Consider the following 25,658-nt stretch of genomic DNA (forward strand, 5'->3'; position numbering starts at 1 on the left):
GAAATAATTTTACACCAATGATAAACGCTGTAATAATTGAGGATAAAGCCATAAATGCAAAAACATTACAGGCCATGGTCCGGAACTACTGCCCCTCAGTAAATATTGTTGGTATAGCCGGAGATATTGACAGCGCATTTGCCATGCTCCGCCAACATATGCCCGACCTGGCTTTCCTGGACATTGAAATGCTCGGAGGAAGCGGATTCGACCTGCTTCGCAAGTTTGATCCCGTCCCCTTCGAAGTCATTTTTACTACAGCCTACAACCAATATGCCATTGAAGCTTTCCAGGAGAACGTGCTGGATTATTTATTGAAACCGATCAATATTTCCAATCTTCAGCGTGCTGTAGCTAAAGTCGAAAAGCAAGTTGCACTGAAAAAATCGAACGAGGAGGTTGCAAAACATTTGAGATCCCTTCAGAAGCTGGCGCCAGGCAAGATCAGCCTCCCGACTATTGACGGTTATCTTTTTATCGCCCCCCAGGAAATCATACGTTGCGAAGCTTCCGGCAGCTACAGCAATTTTTATATGAGTTCAGGCAAAAAGATAGTGGTCAGCATGCTTTTGAAAAAGTGTGAAGATTTGTTGCCCTCAGCATTATTCCTCAGGATACATAACTCCCATATCATCAACCTTCAGTTTGTACAGCAATATATACGTGGCAGGGGAGGGTATATAGTGATGCAGGATGGATCACGGGTGGACGTGGCTGCCAGCAGGAAACAGGACTTTCTGGATGCGATGAGCCCTGCACATTCCATAAGGATCAGCAAGTAAAATGTCGCTTTTGCAGGGTTAATATTTTAGTTAGCTGTGCTAAGAAGAAATACGCGATAGAAGACTCAATAAAACGCTGGTTTTTTGAAGCAATTGCCTTTATGGCCTATCCGGAGCGCAAAGGGCACATTTGATAACGTACTGGCAGAAATGGCTGCGCGCCCGGTAATCTTAATAAAGTAGGTCGTAGCGCGACGCTACGAACAGGTGGGTACAACCCAACTCAGTTGTCACACAACCGAAGAAATAAATCTTCGATTATTGAGATCCAAAGGAACATCGATGGAAAGACCTGGAAACTAACAAGCGGCGTATCCTCGTATAGTATAAGGGCCGGTTTACGATAATATACATTTCCTGGCAATTCTTTTCATAAAGAAGAATGGAAACAAAAAGCCAACAGGTTGAGTGTTGGCTTTTGTTTTTTTTATCTACACATACAATTCGATAAATGAATGATGAACGTAGGCGCACCTAATGTTGTACAATCATTTTGCTATAGTAGTTGCCTGAATCGGCATTGAATCTGAGAAAATACAACCCATCAGGTAGTGGGCGTGTATCATAACCCATCTTTTGCTGGCCTTTGCTTAAAACCTTTTCTGCAATCCGTTTGCCGGTAATATCATAAATCTGTATCGTCAAGTCAGTATTGAGTGTTTTTGTGCAGGCTATGGTGATTTCCTCGTTTGCCGGATTGGGGGAGACGGACAAAAATGAGGGTAATTTTTCCAGATCGTTTACGCTCAGTTTTCCCGGACTGAATAAGGTATCGCAGGGAAGGGGAGAGATCAGTGAAATCGAGTGAGCGGAATCGGTGTAACATCTCAGCTTACCATAAAACGGCCCATTGTTGATGATCTGTCTGCCGTCTGTTGCATGTGTGGTGACCGTTGGGTACAGCCCGCTTACGTTGGCTAAAGTGCCCCCCAGCTTTTCGGTATACCGGCCTTTGTTAAGCCATCCACCGGGGCCACTGCCACTATTGGGAAAGGATATGCCCCAGTTAACAGCATAACTGAAATTGTCGATAATTGTATGCGTATAATAAGTTTTTAAATGACTCGTGTCGTACAACTCTGTTCTTATGGAATCTACAATATAACGAAATGTAGTATCTCCAAAGAAATTGAACAGTCCCGAAAGGCGTACTGTGTCGCCCTCTGATACGTTGTAAACATAAAGCGGAATAAACTTTCCGGAGGTATTGGCATAAACGAATGCCGTATCAGTATTGTCGTAGACGAAAGTAGTCTTGACGCTGGTATGGACTACATCCGGGTTGTCGGCACTTCTGGACCTTACAGTGGTGACCAGCTGCCTGCATGGAATACCATTAACCACGGTGTCTCCAACCGACTTTACGTGATCTACCCAGGTGGAATTGACAAAAGGAGATTGCGGGTCGGCATAATCTCCATAGTTCCCGCCGTACCACCATTCTGCCCCTACAGGCGCAAATGTGGTTTGGGCATAATTCATAATCGGAATACAAAGCAGGATAAACAGTAATAATTTTTTCATAGTGTAAATTTTTAAAATGAAGGATTTTATTCTACGACACCGGCGAAGGGGAAAAGTACTATTATTGTAAATAAGATCATTGATTCTTTAAAATTACTTAAACCAGATAGCGCTATAACAAGTGAATTGGACTACAGGATAGATATGCTAAATTCCGTATTCCAGGATTACGAAATCGATAGCGTAGGGTATGCGCTATATGACACCTTAATGGTTAAGGAAGGCAAGCAAGAGTTTGTTGTTTATAAGATATCGAGCGATTTATCATCTTCTTTTTGGAATGAAGATTTTAACAACTGGATGTTTCTTTATTGCAAGGAATTTGGCGTGATTCAATACGAATATTGGGGTGGACTTGGAGACTATTCCTTTCCTGATACCTCTATACCTCTACCTGTAGGCTTGTCGATAAATGCCGCTTATCCGATTTGGAAAAACTCCAACTAAACCGGCTTCAAGCGAGAGTTAAATTAAGACCATAGAATGATTGTCGTGAATACCCTTTTAAAAAATAGAGTTACTCAATATCAAATCTATGAAAAACAGCCATCGTGATTATTATCGGGCTTTATTCCTCTACAACTTCTGTTTATGGACAAAGTAATACTTGCAAAATTGTATTGCGACTGAACTTTTTTGAAGGTCTCCTTTAACAAGGAAGCATTAATGGTCAATAGCATTTATAGTCAGCTTATCACAGAATCTTACGGCCAGGTCTTTCGGAATTTCCACTTTTGTTTTAATATCACCGAATCATACTAGGCAACCTATGTCTTTTCCCATTATTGCACGGAAAACAGGCTGTTATGAGAATGATAATTTCGTTGGAACCGTCATTTGCAACAGGGTCAATAACGCCCAGATCCGCCGTTAAGTCGAAACGTTTATAGATGTTCTAAAAATCATTCCTTGATTTGCTTACAAGCTTCAGGGGTTTGCATACATGCGCACGATTTGACTTACCGACCTTTGGATCATGGAAATAAAACAAATAGTATTGGGCAGCCAGGGTTTGGTTGTGCCGGTGGTCGGCCTGGGCTGTATGGGCATGACTGGGTTTGAAGAGGCGCATATGTATGGTCCTGCGGATGAGCAGGAAGCCATCGCGACAATCCAACGTTCGCTTGAGTTAGGCGGTAATTTTTTAGATACTGCCGATCTGTACGGACCGTTGAAGAATGAGCAGCTGATCGCTAAAGCGATCAGTGGCAAACGAGATCAGTATATTTTGGCGAGCAAGTTTGGCTGGGAGATCGATGATCACAATAAGATAACCTGGGCCATCAATGGTAAGAAAGATTATGTAAAGAAATCTTTGGAGCGTTCGCTCATAAATCTGAATACGGATTACATCGATCTGTATTACTTGCACCGCCTGGATAAAAATACGCCGATTGAGGAAACGGTCGAGGCGATGGCACGGCTCGTTCAAGAGGGTAAAGTGGGTTATATCGGTTTATCGGAAGTTTCGTCTGAAACGGTTAAGCGGGCGCATGCCGTGCACCCAATCACTGCCGTACAAAGCGAGTACTCTTTGTTCGAGCGCACGGTGGAGGAACGTGGGGTTTTGACAACCTTAAAGGAACTGGGTATTGGTTTTGTAGCCTACTCACCGCTGGGCCGTGGATTCTTATCTGGACAGATCAAAAGCATCGATGACCTGCCTGAGCATGATTTCCGCAGGGCAATCCCTCGTTTCCAGGGCATACAGTTCGACAAGAATATTGAATTGGTGAAGGCTATCGAAGTAATGGCTGAAGCCAGGCATGTCACTTCTTCGCAGCTGGCCTTGGCCTGGATTATGAGCAAAGGCATTCTGCCAATCCCAGGAACGAAACGCCGGAAGTACCTGGAGCAAAACATTGAGGCAACAACTATTGTATTAACTCAAGCGGATCTATCACAACTGGAAAGCATTGTGCCCTTAGGTACGGATACCGGTGCGCCTTATGATGAGTTCAGTATGGGTTTAATTGATTAGTTTTGACTATGAACGCCATTAACTCCATATCGGAATTTCACCGTTTGCTATCCTTAACCGAACCTCGCCACCCGCTGGTGAGCGTGATCAATCTGGCAGAAAGTGTTTTTTTGGAAGACGAGATATGGAAAAGTTTCGTTAACCGCTTTTATTGCGTGGCGCTCAAGCGCGAAGCCAAAGGCAAGATTAGGTACGGACAGCAGCATTATGATTACGATAAAGGAGTATTGAGTTTTACCGCACCTAATCAGGTTCAACAACTGGACCTGCAAAATACAGAATGCGGTTCCGGCTATCTTTTGATTTTTCATCCGGACTTCTTGCTGCAGCATACGTTGGCGAACAATATTCATCACTACGGTTTTTTCGATTATGCGGTAAACGAAGCGCTGCATCTATCAGCCGAGGAGGAAGATGACCTGATTGCTATCCTACATAAAATTGATAAGGAGTGCCAGCATATCGATAAGCATACGCAGGAGATCATTCTCACCCAGATCGAGGGTCTGCTAAAATACTCCAACCGTTTTTATGAGCGGCAGTTTTTGACTCGTAAGAATAATAATTCAGCGCTGCTGACCAGGTTCGAGCAGCTGATCGATGACTACTATAACAGCGACGTACAGGGTTTGCTCACCGTACAACATATTGCTGCGCAGATGAATTTGTCGCCGAATTACCTGAGTGACCTGCTTCGGGTCCATACCGGGCAAAACACACAGCAGCATATTCACGAAAAACTGATCGTCAAAGCAAAAGAAAAACTTTCCACGACTAGCCTTTCAGTCAGTGAGATCGCCTATGCCCTGGGCTTTGAGCATCCGCAGTCCTTTAGCGTGCTTTTCAAAAAGAAGACGAATTTATCGCCGCTAGCATTTCGTCAGGCCTTTAACTGATTGTTTCGATTATTTAAGCAAGATCAAAAGTTTGGAAAAAAGTGATCTCGAATATTTGAAGAAATTAGTCAAAAATCGAAACTTAAGTCTCCTGGACGTTTAGCCTTTGGGATAATGAAATGGAAAAAATGCAAGAATGTCAGCTAGACTAAACGGGACAGTTGAAAGGTTAAACGATATAAACTATGTAATATTGAAATAACATGAATTATACATTTTTTTTTGACGATGACTTGGATGATTTGTTATCAGAAGCAAAAACAGCAAAGAAGATTGCGAATTTTGAATCATGGAATCAACCATCGTTGAAAGTTGAAATAGAAAATTTAAGTAAGTTAGATTTTGTTCATCAAGGAATCAAGGAATACTACGAAAAAAGAAGTGACGGCTTTAAATTAGAATGGTGGGCAAATAGAGAAAAAGGAATAGGAGGGAAAATAGCATTAGCTCAAACTAAATATTTATTTGCAGAAGATAATGGAATATACGATGAAGGAGATGAAACAGATCTCAAATATTTTCGTCCCCTTGATTATCCATCGCCGGAGACTTATGTAGGTTTCGTAATGAAGCCAGATATCGTATATAAGTCGCTTTACTATATGAGTACAAGTAATTATGAATTAGATAATTTGGATTTGGACTATAACGGTTACACCCAAATGGCAGTTGAAGCGCGTGTATTTAATCATTGGCAACTTGTTTTATTACATTATATGGATGGTAGCGGTATTGGTTCAGTAGAAATGGAAAATTTTAAAACTGAAATGCCTGAGATATTTCCAGATTGGACATGGGAAAATTTTATTGCGAAGTTTGAGAATTTACGTCTTTCTAATAAAAAATAAAATTTCAAAAAAGACAAAAGTGGAACCTTTAAGTAAGGTTTCTCTTTTTTATAGTGGTATTGCTTTTAGGAAAAGGATCTATTCTACTCTCCAGCAGATACAGGAAGATCTGGACGCATGGATCAATGAGTATAATACTAATCGAACACACACGGGAAAGTATAGCTTTGGCATAAGATTTACACCTGTAGCCAGGTCATTGATGGCCTGGTTGATCGCCCTCAGGTCATCTTCTTTTGCCTCCTCCCGCAGCAGGTAAAATGCCTTGCTTAACGGTTTTTTTTCTTCGTTCTCTTCCATTTTTATCAGATTTATTGTCTTATTTTTCTTCGTTTTTTCTTCTTCCTTGCTGCTATTTCAGTAGGTTCAGTGGGAGTGTATACGGCCGTACGGCCCATTAATGCTTCCAGCACAGAACCCATCCGGCTATTACTATTTTGCTGCTGCCCACTATGACCTGCGTATGGCCCAGGCTGTATGTTATCCCTTTGAAAAGCGTCGTTTTGACAATGAACAGGGCGGTCAACCGGCAGCCTTCTGCTTAAAGAGTCTTGGGAGGGCCAAAATCTTCACGCATCCGATGACCGGAAAGAAACCATAAGGCAAATATCGGAGCTAAAGGATAAGTTATCTTACATTAGGGAGCTACTTTCTTCCCGGCAGATCGAACCTGATGATTTCAGAGAAATGAAATCTGATTATGGCTTGAAGCTGGATCGTCTCGAAGCAAAGCTGAATGGGTTGAACCACGAAAATATCAATATCAAAGACTTGCTGGAAACCGGTATGGATAACCTCTTAAAGCTGGATTCTATATATGAAGGGGCCGATATGGAAAAGAAGCGGGCAGTCATTGGTTCGATGTTCCCGGAAAAATTGCATTTTGAAAACAACAGGCTTCGAACCGGAAGGGTTAATGAGTTTGTGCAATATATCTACCAGATAGAGAGCAAAATAGGCGGAAATAAAAAAGGACAAAATGGAATCGCTTCCATTTTGTCCTCTCAAGTCGGGAAGACAGGATTATTTACATGATCCTAAAGGTGGAAGTCCAAAAGAAATAAAGCTTGCTACGCTGCTTTTTTCTTTTGTCCCTTCTGTTCGAAAACAAGTTTTCTGCCATTCGTGTCAAAAGAAAAAGCCCTCCGCATTGCGGAGAGCTTTATTTCTTTTGTCGGGAAGACAGGATTCGAACCTGCGACCCCCTGGTCCCAAACCAGGTGCGCTACCGGCCTGCGCTACTTCCCGTAACCGGTTCATAAACCGAAAACCTATAAAAAGATCTTCAGCGGTGAGGGGGGGATTCGAACCCCCGGTACAGTTTAACCCGTACGGCAGTTTAGCAAACTACTGATTTCAGCCACTCATCCACCTCACCATTAAGTTTAAGAACTGGTTTCCTTCGTTAAAGGAGTGCAAAGGTAATGTCTGGAGTTCGAATGGCGAAATTATTTTTTGAAATTTTCATAATTATTTTTTCGCCATCGCTGTGCTCCTACATGGCCGCCAGCTGCACTTTCTGCTGGATTTCAAGCAACTTCTCGCGGTAGGATTGATCGGTCTCCATCAGGTTTTCTACAGTCTGGCAGGAGTGAATAACCGTAGTGTGATCTTTGCCGGTAAAGTGCTCCCCAATCGTCTTCAACGAGCTACGGGTAAACTTCTTGGCAAAGTACATCGTGATCTGGCGCGCCTGCACGATCTCCCTTTTACGGGTCTTCGTCAACAGGTCGTTGTAAGGCACGTTATAGAAGTTGCAGACCATCTTCTGGATATCGTCGATGCTCAGTTCTTTGAAAGAGGCCTTCACAAAGTTCTTGAGCACGCGCTTGGCCAGCTCCAGGTCAATTTCTTTCTTATTCAGAGTAGCCTGTGCAAACAAGGAGATGACGGTACCTTCAAGGTCACGCACGTTGTTCTGCACATTGTAGGCTACATACTGCACTACTTCTTCGGGTATCTCCAGGCCTTCGTTGCGCATCTTCATCTCCAGTATTGCCTTGCGGGTATCGTAGTCGGGCGCCTGTATCTCGGCGTGCAATCCCCAGCGGAAGCGGCTCAGCAGGCGTTCCGGCATGCCTTCCAGGTCTTTGGGCGGCGTATCGCTGCTCAGCACGATCTGTTTACCGTTTTGATGCAGGTGGTTGAAGATATTGAAGAATACATCCTGTGTCTTGGTCGCACTTACCAGCAGGTGAATATCGTCGAGCAGCAGCACATCGATCAGCTGATAGAAGTGTATGAAATCGTTCACCTCCTGGTTCTTCGAGTGATCGATGAACTGGTTGATGAACTTCTCGGTGCTCACATACAATACCGATTTGTTGGGATGCTGGCGGCGGATCTCGTTACCGATAGCCTGCATCAGGTGCGTCTTGCCGCAGCCGGTGCTGCCGAAGATCATCAGCGGGTTAAAGGCCGTTGCGCCGGGCTTTTGGGCAATGTGCACACCGGCAGTGCGTGCGAGGCGGTTGCATTCGCCTTCTATATAATTTTCAAAGGTAAGGTTGGGATTCAGCTGCGGATCGATCTGCACCCGCTTCATACCCGGTATTACGAACGGATTCTTGATCTTCTGCGGATCATCCATTACATAATCCAGGTTCACAAAGTTATTCTCTTTGGCGTTTTTGGGATGCGCGCTGCCCGGTAGCTGCATGGTTGCAGGCTGCTGGCGTTGCTGCGCCGAAGCTTCCATCTGGATCCGGTATTCCAGTCTCCCTTCTCTGCCCAGTATACGTTTGATCGTTTTGCCCAACAGTTCTACATAATGCTCTTCCAGCCACTCGTAAAAGAACTGGCTGGGCACCTGTATGGTCAGAATGTTGTTGGTAAGGGCAGCAGCTTTGATGGGTTCAAACCAGGTTTGAAAGGCACGCCAGTTGACGTTATCTTTGATAATGCCAAGACATTTGTCCCATGCCGCTACTGCGTCAAGATTAGAAGTAGAGTTGTTGGATTGGGATGGAGTCATTTAGTTAGCCAAATATATTTTTCCTGTTTTCAAATGTAATTTTTTTTCTACAGTCGACAAGGCGCTCTTTCGATTATTTTCAATAATCAAAAATCAGTCCGTTTTTTTAATCTTTTTTCTTAATGAATTCTCAAAAAATCAGTAATAACAGGAGCGTCTTTTTGTGCGTTCGTAGCGTGTGCTGCGGTCCGAAAAACCAGGTCCCTTTTTTCTTTAGCGGGACGACGAAATTCTCAACATTTTGTTGAAAAAAAAAATCCTCAACCTATTGTTTGTTTCCTTAGAATTACAGTTTGGGCATTGGTGAGTTTGGTATTTTTTTTGCTGTCAAATGTGAAGTCTAATTTTCCCAGGCGAATACCTGCCCATCCCACCTGGTTAACGATAACATCGCGGCCAGCCTTGTTTTTGATAAGGGTCGGTTCGTCAAGAAAAGTATGTGTATGCCCCCCTATAATGAGGTCTATATGCTCCGTTTCCCGTGCAAGGATACAGTCGCTTACCTTGTTTCCGGTATATTGGTAGCCGAGGTGCGACAGGCATACGACCATATCGCAGCCTTTTTTCTTTTTTAGCTTTTCGCTTAGCTCCTGTGCAATGGGCAAAGGATCGTGGTACCAGGTCCTGCCATAGGCTTCTTTGGGTACCAATCCCCATAGCTGTATACCCAGTCCGAATACCCCTATTTTCAGGTCTCCTTTCCTGAATATCTGGTACGGTTTTGTTTTGCCTTCCAGCTCGGTATGATTGAAGTTGTAATTAGCTATCAGCACAGGAAAATTAGCATGCGGCAGCTGCTGCGCGAAGCCCGCTACACCAGCGTCGAAATCGTGATTACCCATGGTACAGGCATCATAACCCATCATCGACATGGCCTTGATCTCCGGTTCTCCCTTGTACAAATTGAAATAAGGCGTGCCCTGGAAAATATCGCCGGCGTCGAACAGCAATACGTGCTGTTCCTCCTTCCTGACCTGCTCGATAAGCGCAGCCCTGGCGGCGATACCACCCAATCCCTGGAACTTTGAACCGTCCATAGGAAAAGGGTCGAGCCGGCTGTGCACATCGTTGGTGTGCAAGATCGTAAGCCTGGTGGTTTCCGCTGCGGCCAAAGCCCCGAAAGGGAATCCCCCGGCGAGCAATAAGCCGCTGCCCAGGGCTGTTTGCTTCAGGAATGCTCTTCTATTCTGCATAGCTGATTCTTTTTTCCAGAACAATATTCAGTTTGGCGCCTTTGCTGTTCAGCTCCGAAAGGTAGTCGATCAGCATATCTCTGATGAATATGTTATAATAGGTTTTTTTACAATCGACTAGGAAGTCGCAGTTGTCGCCGCCATTGGCCAGGTAATCCGATAGTGCGGTATGATAGACCAGTTGCTCATTAAGCGGCTCGCCCTGTATACGTATATCGACGGCTTTCTTAGCCTTGATGCGGAAGCTGATACCCGCTACAGGCCAGCCGCCCCAGGCCGCGATATGATCACAAAAGATACGCATGACCTTGCCCGGTATCTCTACGATCGTCAGCTTATTGTCAAAAGGCATCATCTCGTAAAGTTTGCCTTTGGTTACCGATCCCGGGCTGAGATAGGGTATACGGATACCGCCATAGTTAAGAATAGAGACCTGGACGCTGCGATCGGAACGCAAAGCCAGCGCCATCTGCGCATCGGCCATAAAGTTGCCCATGGTACACTCCGGTTGTGCCTTTGATAAGGGTACCTCGCTGTAGCCCACAAGCACATTCATAGCCGTGTCCATGCTTTTCTTGTAGGGAAGCAGCATTTGCGCCATGCGGTCATCTTTGCGCAGGGTAGTGTCGATCACGGTATACGAGGTATGGTACTGGCTTACCTGTTTCCGCGAAACGGCGCAGGAAGCCAGAAGCAGCAGGGAAAGTTGCGGAATAAAACGACGCAGGGAAAGTATCATGTGGCAGCCGGGTCTGAAGGCAAAATTAAGTTACTCGTTCCTGAAAGTGGTTAATAGAACATTAAATTCGAAAGCCTTGATACAAGCGCGCTCCGGGCCCCTTGCCAGCAGGCATCTATAGGGAAAAATCCTGTATAAAAAATAGATGATACACCCTTCGTCAGTCAGGTAATACACTGGTTGTGCTTCAGGGAAATCCGGATAAAGAGCCGTACTAGCGGAAATGCTTCAGGTAATAAACAATACCACTTTCATCTTCGATCACGAGCTCGCTATCGCTAAGCCGCCACACCTTGATCTTATGTTCCTTTTGCGCAGCATCGGCAACTACCAGGTCGGAAGCTTCTGCCTTTATTATCGTATACAAAGGTCCGGTCCCTTGCCCGCCGGAAACGGTACCAATGGCCTTTTCCCCGGTAGCTTCGCCTGTCTTCAATCCCTTGATCAGGGTGCTGTAATCGATCTTAGGCAGCGGGCCGTTTTTGCCTTTGCGTTTGTACACCTCCCAGCTTCCCCGGAGTAGGGTCATATCGATCGCACTTACCGGCTGCGCCGGCAGATCGATGGCTGCTTTGCCGGCGGCAGCGTCTGCTGCCGACAAGTCCCGGGCTTCCCTGCTGAACACGTGGATGAATTCCTCATCCCGCAGACGGATCTCATTGTTGGTTTGCTTATCGATGCCATAGGTGAGTGCGCCCATATCCAGGAGGTCGTTCTGTATGGTTCCTTTGTAAAGAAAAGATCCCCGGCGCATGTTCAGGCTTTCTTTGGTGATATCGGAAAGACGCAGGGTATCGGTATAGGCTACCGCTTTCTGCTTCAGGTTTAGTCTCTGGGTCTCTTTCCAGCGATCGGAAAGGCTTTCCTGGGCATGCAATAAAGGCTGGGTGACGAGGGATAACAGACAAAAAGTAAGTAAGGGCTTCATAGGATGCAATGTTTGTAGACAAAACAGGGTAATGCAAAAATTGTTCCAAAAAACCTCACTTCATCCGGGGGAGGAAATGGTTGGGCAGGAAATTTTATCTTTGGCGGGCATAATCTTATCGTTTCAAACGTAAAACCAGATAATTAAATGATCAAGCAAGTTCTGTCTGTTGCCTGTGGTTCGGCCCTATTGTTTGCTGCCGCTTGCAACAGTCACCACGACGAAGCCGATGTCAACAAAAAGACCGGCGATATACTTAAAGCCAATCTCGATACGACGGTTAACCCCGTTAACGATTTCTTTGACTATGCCAATGGCGGTTGGATCAAGACCCATCCGATCCCCGATGAACAAAAAAGCTGGGGTATTGCCTACCTGGTGCAGGAGGATCTTTACAACCGGTTGAAGACGATCAATGAGCAGGCAGTGGCAAAGGCGGATAATGCCACGGCAAAAAAGATCGCAGCTTTTTGGAAAAGCGGTATGGATTCAGCCTGTATCAACAAGCAGGGCATGACTGCCATTCAGCCTGAGCTGCAGCTGATCGACCAGATCAAAAGCAAGGAAGATGTGCTGGCAGTAGCGGCTAAGCTTAACGTCATGGGCATAGGCGTCATGTTTGGTAACTATGTAGGACAAGACGACATGAACAGCGAAAAAATGGCCATGATGCTGGTACAGGGTGGTCTGGGACTGCCCAACAGGGATTATTATTTCAACATGGACGATCGTACCAAAAAGATAAGAGACGCCTATCCCGGCCATATCGAACGTATGTTCAACCTGGCCGCCCTGGCGCCCATCACCGAAACCAAAACGAAAAGCCAGGGCATTGTGCGGCTGGAAACCCGTCTGGCCAAAGCCAGCCGCAAGCTGGAAGACCTCCGTGATCCGTATAAGAACTACAACAAGGTTGCCGTATCGGCGCTAGGCAAGCTGACACCGGATATCGACTGGCAAAAGTGGCTCCCGATGATGGGCGTCAACAAACTGGATACCGTGATCGTGGGACAGCCCGAGTTCTTTAAAGAGCTGAATGCTGCCTTGCTGTCAGAAAGTATCGATGTATGGAAGGACTACCTGAAATGGAATGTGATCAACGATCTGGCGCCTTACCTGAGCGCTGAGGTGGAGCAGGCCAATTTCTCTTTCTATGGCCAGATGCTTAGCGGCGCCAAAAAGCAGAAGCCCCGTTGGAAAAGAGTACTGGATGAAGAAGAAAAAGCAATGGGCGAAGCACTGGGTCAGCTTTTCGTAAAAGAATACTTCAACGAAAAAGCTAAGAAGCGTTACAGCGATATGGTAGAAGACATTCGCGAAGCGTTGAAGGACCGCATTAAAAAGCTGGACTGGATGAGCGAGGGTACCAAGGAGAAAGCGCTCGTAAAGCTGGCGAAGATGAAGAAAAAGGTAGGCTACCCCGATAAGTGGAAAGACTTCTCCGCTATGGAGATTAAAGACCAGGCCTATGTACGCAATGTGATCGCCGCCCGCGAATGGTGGCATCGCTATGAGATCAATAAGCTGGGTAAACCTGTCGATCGCGAGGAATGGGATATGACGCCGCAAACCTACAACGCTTACTACAATCCCTCCAACAATGAGATCGTATTGCCTGCGGGCATCTTTACCGTACCGGGCAAGCGCGATGAAGAGCTGGACGATGCCCTGGTATACGGCTATGCGGCCGCCTCTACCATCGGGCACGAGATCACACATGGCTTCGACGACCAGGGACGCCAGTATGATGAGAATGGCAACCTGAAGAACTGGTGGACCAAAGAAGACGAAACGAAGTTTAATACCAGAGCAGCGGTAATGATCAAACAGTTCAACGCCTATATTCCGGTAGACAGCCAGCATATTAACGGTAGCGCTACCCTGGGCGAGAATATCGCCGACCTTGGCGGCGTGCTGCTGGGCTGGGATGCATTTATCAAAAAAGAGCAGTATAAAAAGGGAGAAAAAATTGCCGGCCTGGATCCGGGACAACGGTTCTTCCTGGGCTATTCGTTGGGTTGGCTGTACAGTTTCCGTAAAGAATCGCTGGCGCAGCAATTGCTTACCGATGTGCATTCACCTGCCAAATACAGGGTAAATGGTCCGTTCTCCGATGTAGATGCTTTCTACAAAGTGTTCAGCGTAAAACCAGGCGACGGCATGTACATTGCCGATAGTCTGAGGGTGCGGATATGGTAATCTAAAAAATGCCTTAAAATAGGTGGAATGGCTCTGGCCGCTCCGGACAACAGCGGGAAGCACATGTGCTTCCCGCTGTTTTTTTGCTGACAATTAGTTGACAATTGACACATATGCTGCATTTTGATTAAATAAAGGGGGCTGTATGTTAGTCGGCTGGAACGCTGTTAACGAAATGATTAACATTTACATAATCCAGGCTTAGCATTAAGAAAATACTACACATCTAGTTTCGCCGCACAAAATGACATACATGAAGACCAATTTGACAAGCATGTTGTCCGGCCTCGGTTGCCTGGGTCTTGCCCTTATGATGCCTACGCGCAGCCAGGGACAGATCAACCTGTTGCAGGACTACAAAAATTACACCTCTGCGCCTATCGGCACTTTCCAGGGGATCAATTTCCGGGAAGGCGGCTTTTCCACGCTGTATCCTATTCCGGGTACCGATGGAAAGGAATTCTGGACCTGCTCCGATCGTGGTGTAAACATCGATTGTGCCAGCGCTAACCCTACCGGCTGCACACCCACTTACGACAAGATGTTTAGCTTTCCCGGCTATGCGCCCAAGATCCATCGCATCCGTATCGAAGGTGATTCGGTGCGTATCCTGCGCTCTATTACCATGAAGCGTCCCGGCGGCGCCAATGCTACCGGCGTGATGAACCCTACGGGCTTCGGTAGCACCGCGACTGAGCTGGCTTCTACCGACACCGTAATGAATTGTGCGAACTTCAGTTCAAAAGTAGCTGCAAAAGATATATGGGCTATCGATCCCGAAGCATTGGTGGTCGATAAGGACGGTAATTTTTACGTATCGGAAGAAAATGGTCCCACCATCTGGAAGCTAAACCCTAATGGCGTTGTGATCAAGCGTTACAGCCCTTATGCCAACCTGCCCGGCGCACAGCCACAGGATGTGCAGATCGATAGCATATACAAATACCGCAAAAACAATCGTGGCTTTGAAGCGATGGCGATTGCACCCAATGGCAAACTATATGTGCTTATCCAGAGCCCGCTGCTGAACCCTACTACGGCTGTTGGTGAAAACACCCGTATACACCGTCTGCTGGAGATCGACCCGGCTACCAATGCACAGCGTATGCTGGTGTACCTGAACGATGGCATCATTGGTACCGGCGCCAACCAGATTCGCCTGCGCGACTGGAAGGTCGGCGATATGGCCGCGATCAACGACAGCACCTTGCTGGTGATCGAAGCTGCACTGAGAGGCACCACCGATATCAAACGCATTTATAAGATCAATATCAACAATGCTACGCCGGTGAACTCGGGCCTTTACGGCGGCCAGACACTGGAAGCGCTGGTAGATTCTGCCGGCCTGGCTTTCCAGGGTATCAACGCGGTGAAGAAGACGCTGTTCCTGGACCTGAATGCCAACGGCTGGCCTTCAAGCCTGGAAAAATCAGAAGGCCTGGCCATCATCAATGATAGCACCATCGTTGTATGTAACGATAACGACTTCGGCCAGGTATCGCCTGCGGCCAACGGTATCGCTACTGCTACGGGCTACCTGTCGCATGTACTTAAATACGGTCTGCAGGGCAACAACAAGCTGCAGAACTTCAACTTCCTCACACCTACGCTCAGCCAGGGCCGCACTGCTACTGCCAGCAGCCAGGCGCCTTACCTGGTACCCACAATGCCTGGCATGCAGTTTACTTCGCTTATCTCTGCAGGTGATGTGGTAAATGGTTATAAAATGGTAGGTGTACCCGATGGTCTGGGCGCTTTCGACAACAACGACGGCACCTTTACGCTGCTCATGAACCACGAGCTGGGCAACACTTCCGGCGTAGTACGGGCGCACGGTTCTACAGGCGCATTCGTATCCAAATGGGTGATCAACAAATCGGACCTCACCGTACTAAGCGGTTCCGACCTCATCCAGACGATCAAGCTATGGAACCCGCTTACATCAAGCTATATCACTTACAACGGTTCTTTCCCTACTTCCGCCGCAGCGCTCGGTCGCTTCTGTTCTGCTGACCTGGCGCCGGTTTCGGCTTATTTCAACAGTGCCAGCGGTAAGGGTACACAGGCCCGCATCTTTATGAATGGTGAAGAGAGCGGTAACGAAGGACGCGGTTTTGCACACATCGCCACCGGTCCCGAAGCCGGCACTTCCTATGAGTTGCCTTCGCTGGGTAAGTTCTCCTGGGAAAACTCTGTAGCCAATCCCCAGGCCAGCGACAAAACCATCGTGGCCGGCATGGATGATGCTACTCCCGGACAGGTATATTTCTACATCGGCAACAAAAGCACTACCGGCAACGAGATCGAGAAAGCCGGTCTGAGCAATGGTAAGCTGTACAGCGTGGCGGTAAGCAATATGCTGGTAGAAACCAATGCCAGTGTACCTACGCCCAATACTGCTTTCAACATGGTCGACCTGGGCGATGTGAAGAATATGACCGGTTCTACACTCAATACCAACAGTAACAACGCCGGCGTAACCAATTTCCTGCGTCCCGAAGATGGCGCCTGGGATCCCAACAACCATAACGACTTTTACTTTGCGACCACCAATGCTTTCAACAACAACAGCCGTCTGTGGAAGCTTCACTTCAATAACCTCGACAGTCTTGAGAATGGCGGTACCATTACCGCGGTGCTCGAAGGAAATGAAGGACAACAGATGCTGGACAATATCACCATCGACAACTCCGGCCACGTACTGCTGGTTGAAGACGTAGGCGGTAACGCGCACCTCGGCAAAATATGGCAGTATACCATCGCTACCGATGAATTTGTACAGATCGGTGCACACGATAGCACACGCTTCCTCAATGGCAGCGCTAACTTCCTGACCCAGGACGAAGAAGCTTCCGGTATCCTGGATGCACAGGCTATTCTCGGCCCCGGTAAGTTCCTGGTAGTAGATCAGGCGCATTACAGTATCCCGGGCGAGGTAGTAGAAGGTGGTCAGCTGCTGGTGTTCAACAACCTGGCTTCCGCTGCTGCCGTATCGGAAATGAACGTGACCGGAAATGGTATCGACATCGCTGCCGGCGACAATACGCCTGCTGTGGCCGATAATACCGACTATGGTAATATTAACGCAACGCAATCGCTCACCAGGACCTTCCGTATACACAATGCGGGTCCGGGCAACCTGATGGTAAACGGCGTTAGCTTCAGCGGCGCTCAGGCGGCCGACTTCAGCCTTGCCGGTGGTACTTTCCCCATGACCATTGCAGCAAATGGTTCCGACAGCATTCGTGTAACCTTCACGCCTGCTGCCGACGGTCTGCGCAGCGCGATCCTGAACATCGCCAATAACGATTACGATGAAAGCAATTATAGCTTTGCGCTGAAAGGTAACGGCGTATCGCCCGATATCGTGGTGAAAGGCAATAACCTGGCGATCATGAACGGTGATCCTACGCCCGGAACCGCAAACAATACCGATTTTGGCGCGATTGTGAAGAATACGACCACCACGAAAACCTTTGTGATCCAGAATACCGGTACCGGTAAGCTTACCGTGTCGGGTATTGCCTTCAGCGGTAGCAATGCAGCCGAGTTTAGTCTTGTATCTGCACCCGGCTTCCCGCTGGTGATCCCGGCCAACGATACACAGACCATAACCGTGAAATTTGCTCCCGTAGCCGCGGGTATCCGTATGGCTACGCTGGCGGTAGCCAACGACGATGCCAATGATGGCGCCTATAGCTTTGCCCTGCAGGGTATCGCTTCAGAGCCGGTAGGCGTTAACGGGGTGTCTGGCATCAGTGGTATGGTGAAGCTGTATCCCAATCCGGCCCGCAACGAAGCTACCCTTGCACTGAACCTGGTGAAAGAGCAACGCATGATCATCAGCATGTTCGATATCCAGGGTAAGCAAGTAATGCCTGCGATCGACCGCAAGTTTGGAGCCGGTGAGCAAAGCCTGCGTCTGGATATTGCCGGTATCGAAGACGGTGTCTATTTTGTACAGCTGGCCTCCGAGCAGGATGCCGTGAAGCTGAAGCTTGTGGTAAAACACTAAGCCGGTAATCAATAAAATGGCTTTAAATGCAGCCGTAATAATACTCAAACAGGGTGTGCCGGAACCACCGGTACACCCGTTTGAATTAACAAAAGAACAGGACCCACCGGGTGCTGCTGTGCCAAAGCCTTGTGCGATATGAATCGGAAAATTACATTGTTTGCCTTAATTGCCCTTTCCGCTGTTTTCCTGTTCTCCTTCAACAACAGCAGCCCCACCAATGCATACACATTGACTTACTACAGGTATGTCAATGCGCTTACAGCAGGAGAAGAGGCGCTGCAGGAATTGATCCGGCACAGCGACCTGGACAAGGAGGCGGATGTGCGGCAGATCGGCGCGGCAATACAATTGTGTCGCAGCCGTATGAAAGCGGCTGATTTCTGGCTGCGCTACCTGGAGCCCATCAGCTATAAGAAGATCAACGGCCCTTTGCCGGTAGAGTGGGAGACGGAAGTTTTTGAAAAATTTGAGAAGCCCTACAAGCGCGATGGTGCGGGGCTTACCTTGGCGGCCCAGTACCTCGAAGAGACGGATAAAAACAAGGATATCCTGGCGCGGCTGGTGGCAGAAGCAATAGCCATAATGCCGGTATACGGAGCCGATTCCATTACGCGGAACCTGAGGGATCACCACCATTTTTTCTTATGCAACCGCCTGTTCCTGCTGAATCTTGCTGCCCTGTATACCACAGGCTTTGAATGTCCCGATACGGCAGCGATCATTCCCGAGCTCGGCACAATGCTGGAAGCGACTGACAGCATTTACCTGGCTTTCAATGAGAGCTACCCGGCAACACCTTTAACAGATGAATACCTCCGGCTGTACCGGGACCTGAAAGCCTTCGTACACCGGCAGCCCAGGAGCTATAGCGTCTTCGATCATTTTACCTTTATCCGGGATTATGTCAATCCGCTGTATCGCCTCAGCCAGCAGATGATCCTTCGCTATCGCGTAGCATCCCGGAGTATGGTCGATTATTCGCTCAATAAGGCGGCCGCTTCCATTTTTGATAAGGCCGTTTACAATGGCTCCAATGCCAAGGGTCTTTTTCTACGGGTAAAAGATACGGCGGTACTAAACGAGATCGACAGGGTAGGGAAGCTGCTCTTTTACGATCCTATTCTTTCGGGCAATAACCTGCGCAGTTGCGCTTCCTGCCATAAGCCCACCGAATATTTTGCCGATGGACAGGGCCAGGCCAATCTGCAGTTCAATCGCAAAGAATTGCTGCCCCGCAATACACCCTCGCTCATCAATGCACCATTCAATCACCTGCTGATGCTGGATGGCAGCCATATTACCCTGCAGAACCAGACACTGGCCGTGATGACCAATCCCCTGGAGATGGGTAGCGACGAGCAGAAAATACTGGAGAAAGTACTGAGCTGCGCCGACTACAAAAAAGCCTTTACCCGCCTGCTGGCCTATACACCCCAGGAGCCCGAGATCACACTGGAGCATATTTCTTCGGCAATCACCATGTACTATAGCAAGTTCAGCCGTTATTACGCACCTTTTGATGAGGCGATGGACGGAGGAAAAGCCTTGCCCGCCGATGCGATCGCAGGCTTTAATTTATTTATGAGCAAGGCGCAGTGTGCTACCTGCCATTTTGTGCCCCAGTTCAATGGTGTAAAGCCACCTTTTGTAAGCTCGGAGTTTGAAGTGCTGGGCGTACCGGCCGATACGGCTTATCGCCAGTTGTCTCCCGACCCTGGCCGGTACAAAGTGAACCCGGCAAAGGAGACCCTGAATGCCTTTCGTACAGGTTCTATACGCAATGCAACGCATACAGCGCCTTATATGCACAATGGTATTTTTCGTACTATGAAGGAAGTCGTTGACTTCTACGACGCCGGTGGCGGCGCCGGTAAGGGGCTGCAGGTTGGCAACCAGACCCTGTCGTCCGATCAGCTGCATCTCAGCCCCCAAGAAAAGGAAAACCTGATCGCCTTTATAAAATCTCTGGACGAGCAGGTCGTCTTTGAAGCGCCGCCTGCAAAGTTGCCCCGTTCAAGGAACCCTGCCTTAAATCGTCGAAAAGTGGGTGGTGAATATTAAAAACAAAAATGAAGAACAGATCATGAAGAAGCCGATTATTGTATCTATAATGGCTATTGGCGCGGCCTTAGCAAGCACAAGCTCAATAGCTCAAAAGAAAAGCCCTAAGATCGATTATGTATTTCCCGATGCTATGGCGCAGCCGGTCAGGGACCAGTACCTGAAGCTTGCAGAGAAGGGGCGTGTGCTATATGAGCTCAGCTGTGCCAAATGCCACAACAGCCTGGTCAAGGGTAAGCTGCTTATCCCCGATTTTACGGAAGACCAGCTGGGAGCCTATTCTATCAGGGTAGCCAATCCCCGGCATGAAGAGCAGGTATCGGAAAGTAATGTATCGGCCGAAGAGCTGGCGCTCATCAGCACCTTCCTTACCTATAAGAAAAAGAATGAGCCCCTGCTGCTGATCAATAATGGTATTGCGCATCAGTAGTGTGTGGGGATTGGACGCTAGATGTTAGACGCTAGATGCAAAGAGTCAGGATGCAGGATGTAAGTGAATGAAAGTATTGGGTATTAAGTATTGGGTATTAGGTATTGGGTATTGGGTATTGGGTATTAGGTATTAGGTATTAGGTATTGGGTATTAGGTATTGGGTATTGGGTATTGGGTATTGGGTATTGGGTATTGGGTATTGGGTATTGGGTATTGATCACAGGGCACATTATGACGCCTCTTTGCGCCCTTTGCGTATCGCTCAGCGCCCTTCGCGGTTAATAAAGTTCGGCATTGTAAATTGCCAATTGCCCACCGAGTAGTTAACCGCAAAGAGGCAAAGGTTGCGCAAAGAACACAAAGTCCTTCTGTTTATATTTTCTTCGCGCGATAGAATTTCTGATTTTCAATTTCCCGCCAGTAGCCACCATCTGATGTCTAACGTCTAATCTCTCACGTCTAATCTCTCACGTCTGGCGCTCCCAAACGCAAAATGCAGCAGCAGGGCCAGGCCGGTGCACAAAAGCCCGAAACCGCATACCCCCGACCATTTCCAGTGGTCCCAGGCATAGCTGCCGATAAGCGTGCCCAATGACCCGCCAATGAAATAGGTTACCATATAGACCGTGTTCAGCCGGTTCCGTGCTTCCGGATAAATAGCAAAGATGATCGTTTGGTTGGTAATATGCGTCGCCTGCAGACCCATATCCAGCACCACCACGCCAATAATAAGCCCCGTCATACTACTCGCCGACAGACCGAATATAATCCAGGAAAGTACCATCAACGTAATGGTAACGATGTGGAGCGTATAGGGCTTGATACGGCTGCTTGCCCTGCCGGCAAGAGACGCCGCCAGCGCGCCTCCGGCGCCGATAAGGCCAAATGCGCCCGCAACATCGCTGCCTTTGAAGAACGGTGGTCCTTCCATAAGAAATACCAGTGTAGTCCAGAAAGCGCTGAAGCTGGCAAAGCCCAAGGCGCCCTTTACGGCCGAAAGGCGTAGCTCGGGCACCGTACGGGCATAATGAAGCAGCGATTTCATCAATCCGCCGTAAGTGCCTTTATAATGGGAGGGTATTTCCGGCAGGAACCGCCACAAGGCAGTGGCATTGATCAGCATGGCTATCGCTGCGATCTTGAACATCATACGCCAGCCATAGTGCTCGCCTACATAGCCGCTGATGCTCCTGCTGCAGAGAATGCCGATAAGCAAGCCCCCCATAACGGTGCCTATGGCCCGGCCCCTGTCTTTGTCGCTGGCCATGTGTGCGGCCATGGGTATGAGTAGCTGCGGCACAACGGAGGTAAATCCTATAATAAAGGAGATACCTGCAAGCAGATAGATATTGCGCGCCCAGGCCATGCAGCATAGTGCCAGTATGATAAAAATGAAATCGACCAGGATCAGCTTTTTGCGCTGCAGCATATCGCCCAGCGGAATGATAAACAGCAGGCCGGCCGCATAGCCTACCTGCGTCAGCGTAGCGATGCTACTCACGCTGGTCTCGCTCAGGCGCAGCTCTGCCGCAATTTTACCCAGCACCGGCTGACAATAATAGATGTTGGCCACTACCAATCCGGCGCTAATAGTCATCAGCATAAGAGAGAAGCGGCTTAAGGTTGCCTGAGGCACCGGATCGGCCTTTTGATCCATTGTGATCATTCTTAATGTGAAAAATTAATATAGAGGTAACAGATGATTATATTCCAGGCTGCTAAGTTACTTCTTTGGCGGTTCAGCTATCAGTGATCTATATCAATTTATGAGGGAGGTGTGCACACTTTTGCATCCACCAATTTAAACCAATAGATCAAGATGAAAAACAGATTGCCGGCCTTTGTCACTGCCGTTATTTTTGGAACGATTTTTACGGGAACCACTACTGATGCTCTGGCCCAGGACTGCACAGCTACCGCTTCGGGAAACAACATTGATGTCAACGCCGGACAGGTAGTCTGCGTTACTTCAGATATCTATAATGCCAATGTGAATGTCGCCAGCGGCGGTACACTAAAGGTGGCAAGCGGTTATACCCTCAGCATTCAGAACTTCAATAATTTCAACGGTACGCTGATTAATAATGGTACCCTGATCACAGGAAATGTCAATTTCGGTAACGGTGGCACACTGATCAACAACAATAGCCTGACTTTTAACGGGACCTCTAATTTCAACGGCTCGGGTACGATCACCAACAACAAGAATGCTGTGATTACTTATAACGTCACCTTTTCGCTGAACAATAACGCCACGTTCAACAACAGTGGTACGGTGATTGCGGCCTCGGGCGACGCTACCGTGAATTCCGGCTGCTCGTTCAACAACTACGGCAGGTTTGAAGTACGAAGCGGTAACTTCAACAGCGGCGGTACCCTTACCAATAATGGATTTATCAAAGTAAACGATTTTATTAATTTCAATGGTGGCAATGTATACAATAACTGCCGCTTCGTAGTCGGTAATGGTTTCAACAATGCCGCTGTATTCGTGAACGATGGCCTGATGTGGGTGACCAATACCAGCACCGGAAAGATACAGAACAATGCCGGCAGCTGGACCAATACTTATCGCGGCAAAGTGAGGGGAACCGATTTCCACAACAATGCCCCTCTTTCCGGTAGTGGTGAATTTTATTTTACCGGCGATACCCGCCAGCAGAGCTCTTTTTCCGGCTCATACAACAGTCCCGATAGCGCGATTAAATTTTACGATGCCAGTCTTACATCGCCTCAGCAAAGTGGTAGTTATTTTGACTTCGGCATGCAGGGTAACCATGTCGTACGCCCTGCAAGCATGGTGCCCGGCGATACCGCCAGCTTCTACGGCTACTGCGGCCAGCAAACATTCCAGCCATCCGGGATTACGCCGCTGCCCTTAAAGCTGATCCGTTTCGATGCGGCTTTAATGAACAAAGAGGTATTGCTGAGCTGGGAAACAGCACAGGAGATAGATGTAAAAGGCTTTACCATTGAATACAGCAAAGACGGTAGCAGCTGGGCCACAGTAGGTTCAATAGCTGCGACCGGCAATGGCAGCAAACAGGAGAATAGCTACCGCTTTACCCATTATAATCCTGCTGCTACGGTAAACCTGTACCGCCTGAGAATGGAAGATGTCGATGGACTGTATACCTACAGCCCTGTGCGGTCTGTGGCCATAGCTGCCGGTGACAATGCGATCAGCGTTTATCCCAATCCTTTCTCAGGTAAGCTGAGCCTGGCTTTTGATAATAATAATCCGGCTATGCAGATCCAGCTGCAGGTATTCGACCTGAGCGGAAAGCTGATGCAGCAGGCAACGTTGAACGCCACCAATCAGCAATGGGACCTCAGCCACCTTGCTCCCGGTATCTATTTCCTGCAGGGAAGGGACCTGAATGGCGGCGCCACTATTCTTCAGAAAAAGATCATTAAGAAATAAGCATAGCTAGTATAGCAATAGAACAATCAAGAAGGTGCCATAGTTTTGGTGTTTGGTTTAAGCAGCCCTTTGTCTAAGGGGCTGCATTTTTTTGCAGAAGTTTTTCACAAAAAAAAGAGATTCAAGTTTCAAAAACTTGAATCTCTTTTTTTGAAAGCATGTCTAAGATAAAGCATCCGCTATTTTACGATCATTGCTGAGTCTCGGCGTTTTATTTTGTCCCCCCAGCTTGCCTACCGATTTCATATAGTCAATAAAAGCATTCTTACGCAGGGGCCTTATCTTAAGCGGCTGCAGGATCGATCCCCTGATCAGGTCGTCGTAATATATATTTTTCTCCCGCAGCTGATTGTTCACCTCCAGGGAAAAGGCCTGTAAGTCGTCGGGCGCCTGTTCAAACTCAACCAGCCACTCATGAAAAGGAAGCTCGTCCTCGGTTTGGATCATAGGCGCCACTGTAAATTCAACGATACGGGCAGGATATTTTTGTGTGGCTTGCAGCAGTGCATGTTCTACCTCTTCGGCGATCACGTGTTCGCCAAAGGCTGAAATGAAATGTTTGGTACGGCCGGTTACCACGATGCGGTAAGGGTCCAGGCTTACAAATTTTACCGTGTCCCCGATATTGTATCCCCATAAGCCGGCATTGCTGTTGACGATAAGCGCATAGTTCTCGTTCAGCGTCACCTCTTCTAGAGAAAGGCGTGTGGGATTGTCGTGGAAGATCTCCTGGGCAGGAACAAACTCGAAGAAGATACCCGAGTTTGTGTTCAACAATAAGCCTTCCTTATCGAGCGTATCCTGGAAGGCAAAGAAGCCTTCGGAAGCCGGAAAGGTCTCTATCGCATCTACGGATTGCCCCAGGCTATCCATCAGCTTTTGACGATAAGGCTCAAAGTTGACGCCGCCATGCACCAGCACCTGCAGGTTGGGAAACAGCTCTTTTACCTTTTTACCATCCGACCGTTCGATCAGCCAGTCAAAATACATCTGCATCCATGGCGGAATACCGCTGATCAAGGTCATATCCTGATCAATGGTCTGATCAACGATCCGCGCCAGCTTGGTTTCCCAGTCCTCGATGCAATTGGTTTCGTAGTCGGGCATCTGGTTCTTACGCAGGTAGCCCGGTACGTGATGGTTTACGATACCGCTGAGGCGGCCGGTAGGAATGCCGGCAATGCGCTCCAGGGTGGGAGAGCCGGAAAGAAAGATCATTTTACCATCGGCAAAAGCAGTATTGCCGCTTTCGGCCATATAGCAGAGCAGGGCGTTGCGCGCCGTATTGATATGATTGGAGATGGAATCTTTGCTGATAGGGATATACTTAACGCCGCTGGTCGTGCCCGATGTTTTGGCAAAATAAAGCGGCTTGCCTTTCCACAATACATTATGCTTGCCTTCCTTGATCTGCTCAATATAGGGGCTGATGGCCTCATAGTCCCTTATTGGAACCGCTGCATTGTATTCTGTATAGTTCTTTACGTCTTTCAGCTTATGGTCTGCGCCAAAAATGGTCTTTACCCCTTGCTTCAACAGTTGCTGCAGAATATGTTGCTGATCGGCAACGGCTGTCTGCATGGATTTCTGTATCCTTTTGTGTACGACGGAAGCATAAGGTTTGGCCAGGAAAGATTTGATCTTCATTAATTACGGTT

Annotated in this window: 19 protein-coding genes and 2 tRNA genes; 11 read left to right on the plus strand and 10 right to left on the minus strand. The window is 47.8% G+C overall.

Translation table 11 applies throughout. The features are described 5' to 3' along the window. Positions 1-17 precede the first annotated feature (17 nt). On the plus strand, positions 18-782 hold the full coding sequence (locus DZK30_RS21610) for a LytR/AlgR family response regulator transcription factor (protein WP_118976269.1): 765 nt from the start codon (positions 18-20) through the stop codon (positions 780-782). A 474-nt stretch (positions 783-1,256) separates the two neighbouring features. On the opposite strand, the gene DZK30_RS21615 is transcribed toward DZK30_RS21610, so the two are convergent. Then, positions 1,257-2,306, minus strand: a complete 1,050-nt coding sequence (locus DZK30_RS21615) for a T9SS type A sorting domain-containing protein (RefSeq protein WP_118976270.1) — start codon at positions 2,304-2,306, stop codon at positions 1,257-1,259. Positions 2,307-2,432: 126 nt separating this feature from the next. On the opposite strand from DZK30_RS21615, the gene DZK30_RS21620 reads away from it, so the two are divergent. The 4 genes from DZK30_RS21620 to DZK30_RS21635 all read left to right on the plus strand — a co-directional run bounded on the left by DZK30_RS21620 (position 2,433) and on the right by DZK30_RS21635 (position 6,031). Further along, on the plus strand, positions 2,433-2,753 hold the full coding sequence (locus tag DZK30_RS21620) for a hypothetical protein (RefSeq protein ID WP_118976271.1): 321 nt from the start codon (positions 2,433-2,435) through the stop codon (positions 2,751-2,753). Positions 2,754-3,282: 529 nt separating this feature from the next. Beyond that, positions 3,283-4,287: an aldo/keto reductase gene (locus DZK30_RS21625; protein ID WP_118976272.1), complete on the plus strand. Its 1,005-nt coding sequence runs from the start codon at positions 3,283-3,285 to the stop codon at positions 4,285-4,287. A gap of 8 nt (positions 4,288-4,295) precedes the next feature. Next, positions 4,296-5,183, plus strand: a complete 888-nt coding sequence (locus tag DZK30_RS21630) for a helix-turn-helix domain-containing protein (protein ID WP_118976273.1) — start codon at positions 4,296-4,298, stop codon at positions 5,181-5,183. 203 nt (positions 5,184-5,386) lie between these two features. Next, positions 5,387-6,031, plus strand: coding sequence for a hypothetical protein (locus DZK30_RS21635; RefSeq protein ID WP_118976274.1), 645 nt, complete (start codon positions 5,387-5,389; stop codon positions 6,029-6,031). A gap of 78 nt (positions 6,032-6,109) precedes the next feature. On the opposite strand, the gene DZK30_RS26035 is transcribed toward DZK30_RS21635, so the two are convergent. Further along, a complete protein-coding gene (locus tag DZK30_RS26035; protein WP_162903315.1) occupies positions 6,110-6,331 on the minus strand; it encodes a hypothetical protein in 222 nt (73 codons plus the stop codon). Positions 6,332-6,718: 387 nt separating this feature from the next. Here DZK30_RS26035 and DZK30_RS21645 point away from each other — a divergent pair, with 387 nt between their 5' ends. Continuing rightward, the gene (locus tag DZK30_RS21645) at positions 6,719-7,066 is read left to right on the plus strand and encodes a hypothetical protein (RefSeq protein ID WP_118976276.1); all 348 of its coding nucleotides are present in this window, start codon (positions 6,719-6,721) and stop codon (positions 7,064-7,066) included. A gap of 139 nt (positions 7,067-7,205) precedes the next feature. On the opposite strand, the gene DZK30_RS21650 is transcribed toward DZK30_RS21645, so the two are convergent. The 6 genes from DZK30_RS21650 to DZK30_RS21675 all read right to left on the minus strand — a co-directional run bounded on the left by DZK30_RS21650 (position 7,206) and on the right by DZK30_RS21675 (position 11,865). Further along, positions 7,206-7,279, minus strand: a tRNA-Pro gene (locus DZK30_RS21650). Between the two features lie 41 nt (positions 7,280-7,320). Next, positions 7,321-7,409 (minus strand) — tRNA-Ser (locus DZK30_RS21655). A gap of 117 nt (positions 7,410-7,526) precedes the next feature. After that, positions 7,527-9,005, minus strand: a complete 1,479-nt coding sequence (dnaA, locus tag DZK30_RS21660; RefSeq protein ID WP_118976277.1) for a chromosomal replication initiator protein DnaA — start codon at positions 9,003-9,005, stop codon at positions 7,527-7,529. A 260-nt stretch (positions 9,006-9,265) separates the two neighbouring features. Then, complete coding sequence (locus DZK30_RS21665) at positions 9,266-10,198, minus strand: metallophosphatase (protein ID WP_118976278.1); 933 nt, start codon at positions 10,196-10,198, stop codon at positions 9,266-9,268. Beyond that, positions 10,188-10,937, minus strand: a complete 750-nt coding sequence (locus tag DZK30_RS21670) for a 5'-nucleotidase C-terminal domain-containing protein (RefSeq protein WP_118976279.1) — start codon at positions 10,935-10,937, stop codon at positions 10,188-10,190. Before DZK30_RS21670 ends, DZK30_RS21665 begins: the two co-directional genes overlap by 11 nt. Before the next feature lie 214 nt (positions 10,938-11,151). Then, positions 11,152-11,865, minus strand: coding sequence for a hypothetical protein (locus DZK30_RS21675; RefSeq protein WP_118976280.1), 714 nt, complete (start codon positions 11,863-11,865; stop codon positions 11,152-11,154). 147 nt (positions 11,866-12,012) lie between these two features. Here DZK30_RS21675 and DZK30_RS21680 point away from each other — a divergent pair, with 147 nt between their 5' ends. The 4 genes from DZK30_RS21680 to DZK30_RS21695 all read left to right on the plus strand — a co-directional run bounded on the left by DZK30_RS21680 (position 12,013) and on the right by DZK30_RS21695 (position 20,573). Beyond that, a complete protein-coding gene (locus tag DZK30_RS21680) occupies positions 12,013-14,064 on the plus strand; it encodes a M13 family metallopeptidase (protein WP_118976281.1) in 2,052 nt (683 codons plus the stop codon). A 253-nt stretch (positions 14,065-14,317) separates the two neighbouring features. Then, complete coding sequence (locus DZK30_RS21685; protein ID WP_162903316.1) at positions 14,318-18,079, plus strand: esterase-like activity of phytase family protein; 3,762 nt, start codon at positions 14,318-14,320, stop codon at positions 18,077-18,079. 138 nt (positions 18,080-18,217) lie between these two features. Continuing rightward, positions 18,218-20,143: a cytochrome-c peroxidase gene (locus DZK30_RS21690; protein ID WP_118976283.1), complete on the plus strand. Its 1,926-nt coding sequence runs from the start codon at positions 18,218-18,220 to the stop codon at positions 20,141-20,143. 22 nt (positions 20,144-20,165) lie between these two features. After that, positions 20,166-20,573, plus strand: coding sequence for a hypothetical protein (locus DZK30_RS21695; RefSeq protein ID WP_205529524.1), 408 nt, complete (start codon positions 20,166-20,168; stop codon positions 20,571-20,573). 448 nt (positions 20,574-21,021) lie between these two features. Here DZK30_RS21695 and DZK30_RS21705 read toward each other — a convergent pair whose 3' ends face one another. After that, positions 21,022-22,242: an MFS transporter gene (locus tag DZK30_RS21705; RefSeq protein ID WP_240432969.1), complete on the minus strand. Its 1,221-nt coding sequence runs from the start codon at positions 22,240-22,242 to the stop codon at positions 21,022-21,024. 153 nt (positions 22,243-22,395) lie between these two features. On the opposite strand from DZK30_RS21705, the gene DZK30_RS21710 reads away from it, so the two are divergent. Beyond that, positions 22,396-24,000 carry a T9SS type A sorting domain-containing protein gene (locus DZK30_RS21710; protein WP_118976284.1) on the plus strand — a complete coding sequence of 535 codons (1,605 nt, stop codon included), beginning with the start codon at positions 22,396-22,398 and terminating at the stop codon, positions 23,998-24,000. A gap of 162 nt (positions 24,001-24,162) precedes the next feature. On the opposite strand, the gene DZK30_RS21715 is transcribed toward DZK30_RS21710, so the two are convergent. Beyond that, positions 24,163-25,647, minus strand: a complete 1,485-nt coding sequence (locus DZK30_RS21715) for a GH3 auxin-responsive promoter family protein (protein ID WP_118976285.1) — start codon at positions 25,645-25,647, stop codon at positions 24,163-24,165. Positions 25,648-25,658: the final 11 nt, after the last annotated feature.

The organism is Taibaiella koreensis (assembly GCF_003545715.1).
GTDB classification, from domain to species: Bacteria; Bacteroidota; Bacteroidia; order Chitinophagales; family Chitinophagaceae; genus Taibaiella; species Taibaiella koreensis.